The sequence below is a fragment of the Pseudomonas sp. Irchel 3F3 genome, from assembly GCF_900187545.1.
In the GTDB taxonomy this organism is placed as follows: domain Bacteria; phylum Pseudomonadota; class Gammaproteobacteria; order Pseudomonadales; family Pseudomonadaceae; genus Aquipseudomonas; species Aquipseudomonas fortuita.
The window spans coordinates 459446-472073 of sequence record NZ_FYDS01000006.1 but is presented as its reverse complement, the minus strand read 5'-3'; the positions used below and the strand labels follow the sequence as shown (position 1 = coordinate 472073).

General features: G+C 63.1%; 13 protein-coding genes. 8 read left to right on the top strand and 5 right to left on the bottom strand.

What is annotated here, in order from left to right:
• Window positions 1–9 precede the first annotated feature (9 nt).
• A complete protein-coding gene (locus CKW35_RS15940; RefSeq protein ID WP_016484273.1) occupies window positions 10–960 on the top strand; it encodes a homoserine kinase in 951 nt (316 codons plus the stop codon).
• A gap of 111 nt (window positions 961–1071) precedes the next feature.
• On the opposite strand, the gene CKW35_RS15935 is transcribed toward CKW35_RS15940, so the two are convergent.
• Window positions 1072–2028: a zinc ABC transporter substrate-binding protein gene (locus CKW35_RS15935; RefSeq protein ID WP_060519849.1), complete on the bottom strand. Its 957-nt coding sequence runs from the start codon at window positions 2026–2028 to the stop codon at window positions 1072–1074.
• An 18-nt stretch (window positions 2029–2046) separates the two neighbouring features.
• Between CKW35_RS15935 and zur the strand changes: the two genes are divergently transcribed.
• The 4 genes from zur (at window position 2047) to CKW35_RS15915 (ending at window position 4912) form a co-directional block, all read left to right on the top strand.
• Window positions 2047–2532, top strand: coding sequence for a zinc uptake transcriptional repressor Zur (gene zur, locus CKW35_RS15930; RefSeq protein WP_016484271.1), 486 nt, complete (start codon window positions 2047–2049; stop codon window positions 2530–2532).
• Window positions 2529–3302: a zinc ABC transporter ATP-binding protein ZnuC gene (gene znuC, locus CKW35_RS15925; protein WP_016484270.1), complete on the top strand. Its 774-nt coding sequence runs from the start codon at window positions 2529–2531 to the stop codon at window positions 3300–3302. Before zur ends, znuC begins: the two co-directional genes overlap by 4 nt.
• Entirely contained in the window at window positions 3295–4077 is a 783-nt protein-coding gene (znuB, locus tag CKW35_RS15920) for a zinc ABC transporter permease subunit ZnuB (protein WP_016484269.1), read from the top strand. Before znuC ends, znuB begins: the two co-directional genes overlap by 8 nt.
• A 127-nt stretch (window positions 4078–4204) precedes the next feature.
• Window positions 4205–4912, top strand: a complete 708-nt coding sequence (locus tag CKW35_RS15915) for a PA5502 family lipoprotein (protein ID WP_016484268.1) — start codon at window positions 4205–4207, stop codon at window positions 4910–4912.
• Window positions 4913–5019: 107 nt separating this feature from the next.
• Here CKW35_RS15915 and katE read toward each other — a convergent pair whose 3' ends face one another.
• Window positions 5020–7164: a catalase HPII gene (katE, locus tag CKW35_RS15910; RefSeq protein ID WP_023047103.1), complete on the bottom strand. Its 2145-nt coding sequence runs from the start codon at window positions 7162–7164 to the stop codon at window positions 5020–5022.
• Between the two features lie 227 nt (window positions 7165–7391).
• On the opposite strand from katE, the gene CKW35_RS15905 reads away from it, so the two are divergent.
• The 3 genes from CKW35_RS15905 to CKW35_RS15895 all read left to right on the top strand — a co-directional run bounded on the left by CKW35_RS15905 (window position 7392) and on the right by CKW35_RS15895 (window position 9905).
• On the top strand, window positions 7392–8399 hold the full coding sequence (locus tag CKW35_RS15905; RefSeq protein ID WP_095116368.1) for a methionine ABC transporter ATP-binding protein: 1008 nt from the start codon (window positions 7392–7394) through the stop codon (window positions 8397–8399).
• Entirely contained in the window at window positions 8399–9070 is a 672-nt protein-coding gene (locus CKW35_RS15900; RefSeq protein WP_012269918.1) for a methionine ABC transporter permease, read from the top strand. Before CKW35_RS15905 ends, CKW35_RS15900 begins: the two co-directional genes overlap by 1 nt.
• A gap of 64 nt (window positions 9071–9134) precedes the next feature.
• The gene (locus tag CKW35_RS15895) at window positions 9135–9905 is read left to right on the top strand and encodes a MetQ/NlpA family ABC transporter substrate-binding protein (protein WP_016484265.1); all 771 of its coding nucleotides are present in this window, start codon (window positions 9135–9137) and stop codon (window positions 9903–9905) included.
• A 128-nt stretch (window positions 9906–10033) separates the two neighbouring features.
• On the opposite strand, the gene CKW35_RS15890 is transcribed toward CKW35_RS15895, so the two are convergent.
• From CKW35_RS15890 to CKW35_RS15880, 3 genes are read right to left on the bottom strand one after another with little or no spacing between them, the layout of a single operon-like run.
• On the bottom strand, window positions 10034–10666 hold the full coding sequence (locus CKW35_RS15890; RefSeq protein ID WP_016484264.1) for an SCO family protein: 633 nt from the start codon (window positions 10664–10666) through the stop codon (window positions 10034–10036).
• A complete protein-coding gene (cyoE, locus tag CKW35_RS15885; RefSeq protein WP_060519845.1) occupies window positions 10663–11556 on the bottom strand; it encodes a heme o synthase in 894 nt (297 codons plus the stop codon). The genes CKW35_RS15890 and cyoE overlap by 4 nt, the downstream gene beginning before the upstream one ends.
• Window positions 11541–12620 carry a heme A synthase gene (locus CKW35_RS15880; RefSeq protein WP_095116366.1) on the bottom strand — a complete coding sequence of 360 codons (1080 nt, stop codon included), beginning with the start codon at window positions 12618–12620 and terminating at the stop codon, window positions 11541–11543. Before CKW35_RS15880 ends, cyoE begins: the two co-directional genes overlap by 16 nt.
• Window positions 12621–12628: the final 8 nt, after the last annotated feature.

Here is a 12628-nt window from a genome sequence, read left to right as displayed (position 1 = left end):
ATTTTCATCATGTCAGTCTTCACCCCCGTGACCCGGCCTGAGCTGGAAACCTTTCTGGCACCGTATGAGCTGGGCCGTCTGCTCGACTTCCAGGGCATTGCCGCCGGCACCGAGAACAGCAATTTCTTCGTCAGCCTCGAACAGGGGGAGTTCGTCCTGACGCTGATCGAGCGTGGGCCAAGCGAAGACATGCCGTTCTTCATAGAACTGCTAGACACCCTGCACGACGCTGACATGCCGGTGCCCTATGCCGTTCGTGACCGCGACGGCAACGGCCTGCGCGAGCTGTGTGGCAAGCCGGCGTTGCTGCAGCCACGGCTGTCGGGCAAGCACATCAAGGCGCCCAACAACCAGCACTGCGCCCAGGTCGGCGAGCTGCTGGCGCACATTCACCTGGCCACCCGCGAGCACATCATCGAGCGCAAGACCGACCGTGGCCTGGACTGGATGCTGGCTTCGGGTGCCGAGTTGTTGCCACGCCTGTCCGCCGAGCAAGCCGCACTGCTGCAGCCGGCACTGCAAGAGATCAGCGCGCACAAGGCGCAGATCCTGGCTTTGCCGCGGTCCAACCTGCATGCCGATCTGTTCCGCGACAACGTGATGTTCGAAGGCACCCACCTGACCGGTGTGATCGACTTCTACAACGCCTGCTCCGGGCCGATGCTGTATGACATCGCCATCACCGTGAACGACTGGTGCCTGGACGAGCAGGGCGCAGTGGATGTACCGCGTGCCCAGGCACTGCTGGCAGCCTATGCGGCGCTGCGGCCGTTCACTGCCGCCGAAGCCGAGCTGTGGCCGGAAATGTTGCGGGTAGGTTGCGTGCGCTTCTGGCTGTCGCGCCTGATCGCGGCCGAATCGTTTGCCGGGATGGATGTGATGATCCACGACCCGAGCGAGTTCGAAGTGCGCCTGGCACAGCGCCAGCAAGTGGCCTTGCACCTCCCGTTCGCCCTCTAGACCCCGTCTGCTTCTTCGCGGGCACGCCCGCTCCCACAGGGATAACACAACCCTGAAAGTTATCGTTGTTCCTGTGGGAGCGGGCATGCCCGCGAAGAGGCCGGTACAGGCTTACAGCTGTTCCAGGCACCCCGCCAGATCACCACCCAGCTTCTCAAGCAAGCGCTCATACCCTTTGCCATCCACCGGGTCGGTACCGCCGAGTGCATCCAGCTCGGCCAGACGCACCGGCAGCCCGGCAGTCAGGGTCTCAGCCAGGCGCGGTCGCAATGGCGGTTCGCTGAACACGCACGTCTTGCCCACTTCCTGCAGGCGCTTGCGCATGGCCGCTACATGTTGCGCCCCAGGCTGCACCTCGGACGCCACGCTGAACACGCCGGCGTGCTTCAAGCCATACTCAGCTTCGAAATAATCGAACGCTTCGTGGAACACGAAGTACGGCTTGTCGGCAATACCGGCCACCCGCGCCTTGATACGCTCATCCAAAGCATCCAGGCGTTCGTCGAAGGCCTTGAGGTTGTTTTGGTAGCGGGCAGCATTAGCCGGGTCGACCTGGGCCAGGTCAGACGCCATTTTTGCCGCGATTACCCGCGCGTTGACCGACGATAGCCACAAATGAGCATCCAGGCTGCCCGGGCGGTGATCGTGGTCATGATCGTCGTGATCCTCTTCCTCATGGGAATGGCTGTCCTCACCAAAGTGGCGCAGCTTCATGCCCGTCAGCGACTGCACAGCCACCGTCGCCTTGCTACGGCTCGCCAGTACCCGAGGCAGGAAATTCTCCATGTCCGGGCCGATCCAGTACAGCAGGTCGGCATCACCTACCCGCCGCACATCGGAGGGGCGCAATGCATAGTGGTGCGGCGAGGCACCTGGCGGCAGCAATACGTCAGGGCTGCCTACGCCATCCTGCACGGCGGCGGCAATCTGCTGCAGGGGCTTGATACTGGTGAGCACACGCACATCGGCGTGAGCGGAAAATGCGATGAAAGCGACAAACAGAGCTAGGAATCGGGACACGGTGGATACTCGAGTCGTCAGAAACAGGTAACATAATAACGTCTCCATCCAGAACCGTCGCTGCCCATGTCCATCACGCCGCTGGCCAACCGTCCTCACGATCACTCCCATTGCGTACACAGCGCACTGGCTGAAGCCGACGCCTTGTGCACCCGCCAAGGCCTGCGCCTGACCGCGCTACGCCGCCGTGTGCTGGAGCTGGTGTGGCAAAGCCACAAGCCGCTGGGCGCCTATGACATTCTCGCCGTGCTCAGCGAGCAGGACGGCCGACGTGCCGCCCCGCCCACGGTATACCGCGCGCTGGATTTCCTGCTGGAAAACGGCCTGGTCCACCGCATCGCCTCGCTCAACGCCTTCATCGGCTGCAGCCACCCCGAGCACGTGCACCAAGGCCAGTTCCTTATTTGCCGGGCCTGCCATGTGGCCATCGAGCTGGAGCAGAGCAGCATCAGCGAGGCCATCATCAGCAGCGCCAAAGGCGTGGGCTTTGCGGTCGAGACCCAGACCGTGGAAGTGGTCGGCCTGTGCGGCAGCTGCCGGAGCGCGGCATGAGCGATGCCCTGATCCGTCTTGAGCAGGTCGGCGTCACCTATGGCGGCGAGGCGGTGCTCGACAGCATCGACCTGTCGGTCGCCCCCGGCCAGATCGTCACCCTGATCGGCCCCAACGGGGCGGGCAAGACGACCTTGGTCCGTGCCGTACTCGGGCTGCTCAAGCCGCACCGCGGCAAGGTATGGCGCAAGCCGAAGCTGCGCATTGGCTACATGCCGCAAAAGATTCAGGTCGATGCCACGCTGCCGCTGTCGGTGCTGCGCTTTTTGCGCCTGGTGCCCGGCGTAGACCGTGCAGCAGCCTTGTCGGCGCTACAGGAGGTAGGCGCCGAACAGGTCATCGACAACCCGATCCAGACCATTTCCGGCGGCGAGATGCAACGCGTGCTGCTGGCCCGCGCCCTGCTGCGCGAACCCCAGTTGCTGGTGCTCGACGAGCCGGTGCAGGGCGTGGATGTGGTCGGCCAGACCGAGCTGTACAACCTCATCACCCGCCTGCGTGATCGTCATGGTTGCGGCGTGCTGATGGTGTCCCACGACCTGCACCTGGTAATGAGCGCCACCGACCAGGTGGTATGCCTGAACCGTCACGTGTGCTGCTCGGGTCACCCCGAGCAAGTCAGCGGCGACCCGGCGTTCGTCGAGCTGTTCGGCCAGACCGCGCCAAGCCTGGCCATTTACCACCATCACCACGACCACAGCCACGACCTGCACGGTTCGGTGGTCGCCCCTGGCACCCATGTTCACGGAGAGCACTGCAAGCATGGCTGATTTTCTTCTCTACGCCCTGCTTGCCGGTTTGTCCCTGGCGCTGGTGGCTGGCCCGCTGGGCTCCTTCGTGGTGTGGCGACGCATGGCCTATTTTGGCGACACGCTGTCCCACGCGGCCCTGCTCGGCGTGGCCCTCGGGTTCGCCCTGGATGTCAGCCCGACGCTGGCAGTTACTATCGGCTGCCTGTTGCTGGCGATCCTGCTGGTCACCTTGCAGCAACGCCAACCGCTGGCCTCCGATACCCTGCTCGGCATTCTCGCCCCCAGCACCCTGTCGCTGGGCCTGGTGGTACTGAGTTTCATGCACGACGTGCGCATCGACCTTATGGCCTACCTGTTCGGCGACCTGCTGGCCATCAGCACCACCGACCTGGCCTGGATCCTCGGCGGCAGTGCGCTGGTGTTGCTGCTACTCGCCGCGCTGTGGCGGCCGCTGCTGGCGGTTACCGTGCACGAAGAACTGGCCATGGTCGAAGGCCTGCCGGTGGCCGGCTTGCGCCTGGCATTGATGCTGCTGATTGCGGTGGTGATTGCCGTGGCCATGAAGATCGTCGGTGTGCTGCTGATCACCTCGCTACTGATCATCCCTGCTGCTGCGGCGCAGCGACACGCCCGCTCCCCCGAGCAGATGGCCCTGGGCGCCAGCTTGCTGGGCGTCACCGCCGTCTGCGGTGGCCTGGCCATGTCCTGGTTCAAGGATACCCCCGCTGGCCCGTCGATCGTGGTCTGCGCGGCGGTGCTATTCTTGCTGAGCCTGGCCCTGCCGAAACGCTGAAAGACAGGGCGTGTGCAGGCACGCCTTGCAACCTTTTGCCGGGTAAAGGGTCTGTAAGACCTGTTTTCGAGCGTGCGCACCTGGGTGTAGACTTGCTCGCTTTTTGCGCAAATAGAGAGTCGCAGGAATGAAGCCGTTCGCCTCCCGTTATCTGCTTGTTGCCGCGTTTTCCCTGTTCCTGGGTGCCTGCTCCAGCGCGCCGGTCGAACAGGCCACCGCACCTGCCCAAGCCGATGCCTGGCAGCAGTTGCAACAAAACATCGCCAGCAACGAACTGGCCACCGCCGAAGACCAGCTTGCAGCCCTGCAGGCTCAGTCGCCCGACGACGCACGCCTGGAGCAATACCAGCGTCAGTTGGCCGAAGCCTACCTGCAACGCAGCCAGATCGTCTTGCAAAAGGGCGATGTGAACGCAGCGGCTACCGCCCTGGCCCGCGCCCGAGCTCTGATGCCACAAGCCCCGGCCGTGACCGGGGGCGACCCCCTGACCCAGGCACGCAAGGCCGAGCTGGAAAAAGCGGAGGCTGCCTTGAAAGCCGCCGAATCCAAGCCCCAGGCACGCCTCATTGACCCAACGGCGCCAAGCACGGTGGTGGCCTTGAAGACCACTGACAGCCGTGCCATGCGCCGCCAGCTCGATGACATTGCCGCCGATGTGGTGAGCTATGACTGCGAAGTGGTGTTTCAGGTGCCGCGTACCGACGATGCGCCGTGGCTGAAGACCTTGCTGGAGAAACGCGTGCGCAAGATCGACAGCGGGTTCGAGCTGAAGCAGAAGCATGAAATCCAGCGCTCGCTGCCGGCGCAGGTGGTTCTGGTTCCGCACCAGCATTGAGAATCTGGGGGCGCTGTGCTCCCCATCGCGACACAAGGCCGCCCCTACAGGGAACTGCTATCCCTGTAGGGGCGGCCTTGTGTCGCGATGGGGTGTCGAAGCAGCCCTTAGGCCGGCACAGCCTCCGCGGCAGCTTCACGCTCCCACACCCTATGCCCCTCGACCGCTTTGACGAAAGCGTCCAGCGTCTTCTGGTCATCGCCCAGCAACAGCCCCTTGTCTTCCTTGAGGCCCAGTGCGTCCACCAGCACCTTGCCTTCTTTGGCAAAGCCGATCGCCTTCAGGTGCTTGTAGGCCTCGAGCAGGAAGTGCTTGGCCAACCCACTCGCCCCCAGCGCATCCAGCGCGGCCTTGCCGGCCGGTACCAATACCCCGTCGAACATGATCGAAGGCATGCCCTCCATCGACGCATCCACTGGCAGTGCCTTGCCGTCAGCAGCCTTGACCGGTGCCGAGGTTGGGCCAAGCAGCATGATGCGTGCGCTATGCGCCTCAAGCGCCTTGACCAGCCGGTCGACACTGCCGGCATCCACGCCATCGGCCAGCAGCACGGCTATCTTGCGCCCCTTGATGCCCACAACCCCCGGGTGGTTCATCTGGCTCAGCGCGGGGGACTCGGCCAGTTTGCTGCCCTTCACCTGAACGGTGCCCGCCTTGGGTGCCGGCAACCCCAGGTTGGCGGCCACGGCGGCGGCCAGCTTGAGGTCGATGTTGGCTAGAATTTCGTTCACCTCACGGGAACGAATGGCCTCGCGCTCCACCTTGCCCAGTTCGAAGCTGTAGGCCTTGATGATGTGCTGTTGCTCTGTCGGGCTCATGCTCTGGAAGAACAACCGCGCCTGCGAGAAGTGGTCGCCAAACGACTCGCTGCGCTGGCGAATCTTGTGCGCATCAACGCGTTCCTGGTAGCTCTCGAAGCCGCCATCCTGCGCCGCAGGTGGCGTTTCCTTCGGCCAGCCGCCGTCGATGGAGTTCGGCTCATACGAGGCACGGCCCCTGTGCACGATGTGCTGGTGCAACGCGTCACGCTGGTTGTTGTGGTTGGGCGCCACCGGGCGGTTGATCGGGATCTGGTGGAAATTCGGCCCACCCAGCCGGCTCAGTTGCGTGTCGGTATAGGAGAACAGCCGGCCCTGCAGCAAGGGGTCATTGGTGAAGTCGATACCCGGCACGATATGGCCAGGGCAGAAGGCAACCTGCTCGACCTCGGCAAAGAAATTGTCCGGGTTGCGGTTCAGGACCATCTTGCCCAGCGGGGTAACCGGTACCAGTTCTTCGGGAATGATCTTGGTCGGGTCCAGCAGGTCGAAGTCGAATTTGTGTTCGTCAGCCTCAGGCACAATCTGCACGCCCAGTTCCCATTCCGGGTAGTCACCGGTTTCAATGGCTTCCCACAGGTCACGGCGCTGGAAGTCTGTATCCTTGCCCGCCAGTTTCTGGGCTTCGTCCCACAGCAGCGAATGCACGCCCTGGCTCGGCTTCCAGTGAAACTTGACGAAGCTGGCCACGCCCTCGGCATTGATCAGCCGGAAGGTGTGCACGCCAAAGCCTTCCATCATGCGCAGGCTGCGCGGGATGGCGCGGTCAGACATGGCCCACATGACCATGTGGGCCGATTCCGGTACCAGCGAGACAAAATCCCAGAAAGTGTCATGCGCCGAGCCGCCGGTAGGTATTTCGTTGTGTGGCTCCGGCTTAACCGCGTGAACAAAATCGGGGAACTTGATGGCATCCTGGATGAAAAACACCGGCATGTTGTTGCCAACCAGGTCGAAATTACCCTCGTCGGTATAGAACTTGACTGCAAAGCCCCGCACATCTCGCACCGTGTCGCCAGAACCACGTGGGCCCTGAACCGTGGAAAAGCGCACAAAAACCGGGGTGATCTTTTCCGGATCCTGCAGGAAACCGGCCTTGGTCAGTTCCGCGTGATTGCCATAGCTCTGGAAGAACCCGTGTGCACCGGTACCGCGTGCGTGCACGATGCGCTCGGGGATCCGCTCATGGTCGAAGTGGGTGATCTTCTCGCGCATGATGAAGTCTTCAAGCAGCGAAGGCCCGCGGTCACCCGCCTTCAGGGTGTTCTGATTGTCCGCAATACGTACGCCTTGGTTGGTGCGCAGCGCATGCCCGGTCGCATCACTGCGGTCGGCCTCCAGGCTTTGCAGCTTGGCATTGGTATTGGCCCGGTCAGGGGTCTGGGTGCCGGCGGCTTCACTCTGCTTGGGCGCGTCCGTTTTCTTGCTGGGCATGATCGGCTCTCCTCATCAGTCTTAAGGCTTGCCCGTTCAGGGCTTGTCCAAGTAGTGACTGGAGGGCGTGGCCGAGCGTTCAATCAGGATTACCAGTTGTCGCGATATGCCCGAAGGATTGGTGCATTACGAAATAAATGCTAAGAACAGCTATTGGAAAAGGCTAAAATGCGCGACCCCAGCTAACCGCTGACCCAAATTTCAATGCGCCCCACAAGGTTCGCTACGTGATCGAGTTCCAACAGGTACATAAAACCTACCGCGTTGCCGGTAGGGAAATCCCCGCACTGAATCCGACCAGCCTGACCATCGAAGATGGCCAGGTGTTCGGCCTGATCGGCCATTCCGGCGCCGGCAAAAGCACCATGCTGCGCCTGATCAACCGCCTGGAAGAACCCTCCGGCGGCAAGATCATCGTCGACGGCGAAGACGTCACCGCGTTCAACGCCAGCCAGCTGCGCGGCTTCCGCCAGCAGGTCGGGATGATTTTCCAGCACTTCAACCTGCTGGCTTCCAAGACCGTCGCCGACAACGTCGCCCTGTCGCTCACTCTGGCCGGCGAGCTGTCGCGCAGCGAAATCGACAAGCGCGTTACCGAGCTGCTGGCCCGCGTGGGCCTGTCGGACCACGCCAGAAAGTACCCGGCGCAGCTGTCCGGCGGCCAAAAGCAGCGTGTCGGCATCGCCCGCGCTCTGTCCACCAACCCGAAGATCCTGCTGTGCGACGAGGCCACCAGTGCCCTCGACCCGCAAACCACGGCCTCGGTCCTGCAACTGCTGGCCGAAATCAACCGTGAGCTGAAGCTGACCATCGTGCTGATCACCCACGAGATGGACGTGATCCGCCGTGTCTGCGACTGCGTGGCCGTGATGGACGCCGGCCAGATCGTCGAGCAAGGCTCGGTGGCCGATGTGTTCCTGCACCCGCAGCACCCCACCACCAAGCGCTTCGTCCAGGAAGACGAGCAGGTCGACGAAGGCGAGCAACGCGACGACTTTGCCCACGTGCCGGGCCGCATCGTGCGCCTGACCTTCCAGGGCGACGCCACCTACGCCCCACTGCTGGGCACCGTGGCCCGCGAAACCGGTGTGGACTACAGCATCCTCGCCGGGCGTATCGATCGCATCAAGGATGTCCCCTATGGCCAGCTCACCCTCGCCCTGATCGGCGGTGACATGGAAGCGGCGTTCGCCCGCTTCAAGGCAGCTGACGTACATATGGAGGTACTGCGTTGATGGACGCCCTGAATTTCTTTGCCAACGTCGACTGGGCCGAAATCTGGCTGGCCACCATCGACACCATGATCATGCTGTTCGGCTCGCTGTTCTTCACCGTGCTGCTGGGCCTGCCACTGGGTGTGCTGCTGTTCCTCTGCGGGCCGAAGCAAATGTTCGAACAGAAGGGCGTATATGCGCTGCTTTCGCTGGTGGTCAACATCCTGCGCTCGCTGCCGTTCATCATCCTGCTGATCGTGATGATCCCGTTCACCGTGCTGATCACCGGCACCTCGCTGGGCGTTGCCGGCGCCATCCCGCCGCTGGTGGTGGGTGCAACGCCGTTCTTCGCGCGCCTGGTGGAAACCGCCCTGCGTGAAGTGGACCGCGGCATCATCGAAGCTACCCAGTCGATGGGCGCTACCACCCGCCAGATCATCACCAGCGCGCTGCTGCCGGAGGCCCGCCCGGGTATCTTCGCGGCCATTACCGTCACCGCCATCACCCTCGTTTCGTACACCGCCATGGCCGGTGTGGTGGGTGCCGGTGGCCTGGGCGACCTGGCTATCCGCTTCGGTTACCAGCGTTTCCAGACCGACGTGATGGTCGTGACCGTGGTACTACTGCTGGTACTGGTTCAAGTACTGCAGAGCGTGGGCGACAAACTGGTCGTGCATTTTTCCCGTAAGTAACCCCAATGGGGTCGGCCTGGCCGACCCGTTCGGGGGCCGTCGCGGCCCTCACAAGGAGTGATCAATGAAGAAGCTGCTTGCTGTTGCTGCCGCTGTTGCGGCCTTCTCGGCCCACGCCGATACCCTGACCGTTGCCGCCACCCCGGTGCCGCATGCCGAAATCCTCAACTTCGTCAAACCGCAACTCGACAAAGAAGGCGTTGATCTGAAGGTCAAGGAATTCACCGACTACGTCCAGCCGAACGTACAGGTTGCCGAAAAGCGCCTGGACGCCAACTTCTTCCAGCACCAGCCGTACCTGGATGAGTTCAACAAGGCCAAGGGCACCCAACTGGTCAGCGTGGCCGGCGTGCACATCGAACCGCTGGGGGTGTATTCGGCCAAGATCAAGAAGCTGGACGAGCTGTCTTCCGGCGCCACCGTGGTCATCCCCAACGACGCCACCAACGGCGGCCGCGCCCTGCTGCTGCTGGACAAGGCCGGTGTGATCAAGCTCAAGGACAACAAGAACATCCTGTCCACCGTGAAGGATGTTGCCGAAAACCCGAAAAGCATCAAGTTCCGTGAGCTGGAAGCCGCCACCATCCCGCGTGTGCTGACCCAAGTCGATGCCGCCTTGATCAACACCAACTACGCGCTGGAAGCCAAGCTGAACCCGGAAAAAGACGCCCTGGCCATCGAAGGCAGCGACTCGCCTTACGTGAACATCCTGGTTGCCCGCCCGGACAACAAGGACTCGGAAGACATGAAAAAACTGGCGGCTGCGCTGCACTCGCCAGAGGTGAAGCAGTTCATCATCGAGAAGTACAAGGGCGCTGTGGTTCCGGCGTTCTGATCCAACATCCCCGGGGCCGCTTTGCGGCCCTTTCGCGGCACAAGGCCGCTCCCACCAAGTAAGGCGTACGCCGATCCATGTGGGAGCGGCCTTGTGCCGCGAAAGGCCTGCGCAGCAGGCCCGAAATCTCAATCCCGCTTCACAAGCCCAGGCAACTGCGCCACCAGCTTCTGGTTGTTGAAGGGCGCCCGAATGAACCCACGCTGACGCCCATCCGGCCCGACAACCGCCAGGTTGCCGCTGTGGTCCACGGTGTACCCCGGCTTGCTGGTATCGGCAGGGATGAACGGAATGCTCAAGGCATTGGCCAGCTTCTGGGTATCTTCGATCGACCCCGCCACCCCGACAAAGTCCTTGTCGAAATAGCCCAGGTACTGCTTCAGCTGGTTCGGCGTATCGCGGTTCGGGTCCACGCTCACCAGCACCACCTGCAGCCGGTCGACGGCTTCCTTGGGCAGCTCGCTCTTCACTTGGCGCAACTGGGCCAGGGTGGTCGGGCAGATGTCCGGGCAGTAGGTGTAGCCGAAGAACAACAGCGACCATTTGCCTTTCAGGTCATCCAGCTGCACGGGCTGGCCGTCCTGGTTGGTCATGGTCACGTCGGCCACGCTGCGGCTCTGCGGCAGCAGGATGATGCCGGCATCGATCAGCTCGGCGGGGTTGGCCTGGTCGCGGCCATTGAGCACCTTGTTGACGGTAAGGCCCAGGATCAACGCGACCAGGGCGACGAGGATGAAGACGGTTTTCTGGGTTCGGGTCATAGGTTCAGCAACAAGTAGTGGTCGAGGAGCAACGCGATGAACAGCGCGAACAGGTAGCCAATAGAGTACTTGAAGGTACCGATCGCCGCGTGCGGCCGGCTGCCACGGTACAGCACCCAGGCCCATTGCAGGAAGCGCAGGCCCAACGCCAGGGCACAGGCCAGGTACAGCAAACCGCTCATGTGGATGGCATACGGCAGCAGGCTCACCGCCAGCAGTATCAGGGTGTACAGCAGGATGTGCAGCTTGGTGTAGCGCTCCCCGTGGGTCACCGGCAGCATCGGGATATCGGCCTTGGCGTATTCTTCCTTGCGGTGAATGGCCAGCGCCCAGAAGTGCGGCGGGGTCCAGGCGAAGATGATCAGCACCAGCAGCAAGGGTTCAGCGCTGACATGGCCGCTTACCGCCACCCAGCCGAGCAGCGGCGGGGCGGCGCCGGCCAGGCCGCCAATGACGATGTTCTGTGGCGTGGCCCGTTTGAGAAAGCCGGTGTAGAGCACCGCATAACCCAGCAGCGAAGCCAGGGTCAGCCAGGCAGTGAGGGCGTTGGTGAACACCAGCAGCAGGGCCATGCCCAGCAGCGCCAGCGCCAGAGCGAACAGCAACGCCGGTAGCGGTTCGACCCGGCCCTGGGCCAGCGGCCGCTTGTGGGTACGGGCCATCAGCGCATCGATGCGCCGGTCCACCACATGGTTGACCACCGCCGCAGCGCCAGCGCACAGGCCGATGCCCAGGTTGCCGAACAGCAGCACGCTCCAGCCGACACCCGCCCGTGTGGCCAGGAACATGCCTGCCAGCGAGGTGATCAGCATCAGAACCACCACCTTGGGCTTGGTCAGCTCCAGGTAATCGCGCCAACTGGCCCGCCGTGCGCTCAGAAGCGTCGCCACGAATCGTTCCTCATGTGATGGGAGATGCCCACACCGGCCACCGGCCGCAGGCGCCAGCCTTGGCCGACGCCCACGCGAACCTTGTCGACCACTCGAATGCGGTAGTTCACCAGCACCATGCTCAGCAGCAACAGCGCCCCGCCGGCATTGTGCGCAACAGCTACCGCCAGCGGCAGGTGAAACACCACGTTGCTGATACCCAGGCCCACTTGCAGGGCCAGCACCAGCATTACCAGCCGCGCCAGGCCGGGGAGGCCACAGCGGTGCAGCTTCCAGCTGAGCATCAGCAGCACGCAAGTCACCAGTAGCGCGCCCAGGCGGTGGCTGATGTGGATGGCCGTGCGGGCATCACTGTCCAGTTGCCCGCCCAGGTAATTGGGGCCGACGTGCTGCGTCAGGTGGAAGCCATTGCTGAAGTCCGCCGCCGGCCACCACTGGCCGTGACAGGTAGGCAGGTCGATGCAGGCGACTGCTGCGTAGTTGGCACTGACCCAGCCCCCCAAAGCGATCTGGCCGATCACCACCAACAAAGCCAGCGCAGCGATCCGCCGCAGGCTCAACGGCAGTTTCGGCAAAGGCGCAAAGGCACGGGACAGGCGCAGGGACAACAGGAACAACAAGCTCAAGGTAGTAAAGCCACCCAGCAAATGCGCCGTGACCACCTGCGGCCACAGCTTCAGGGTAACCGTCCACATGCCGAAGGCTGCCTGGGCCAGCACCACACCCAGCAGCAGCACCGGCAGGCGATACGGTTGGCCATCGCGGGCATGCCGACGCAGCGCCTGGAAGGCGAGCAGGGCAATCACCATGGCCAAGGTACCTGCGAAATACCGATGGACCATCTCGGCCCAGCCCTTGGCCTCTTCCACCGGGTGATCGGGGAAGTGCAGCTCGGCATGGGCGAGCTGGGCCTCGCTCTTGGGTACGCTGATGAAGCCATAGCAACCCGGCCAGTCAGGGCAGCCAAGGCCGGCATGGGTCAGGCGGGTATAGGCACCGAGCAGGACAACCAGCAGTGCCAGCAGGGTGGCGAACACAGCGATGCGGAATCCAGGTCTGGCCATGGCAGGCT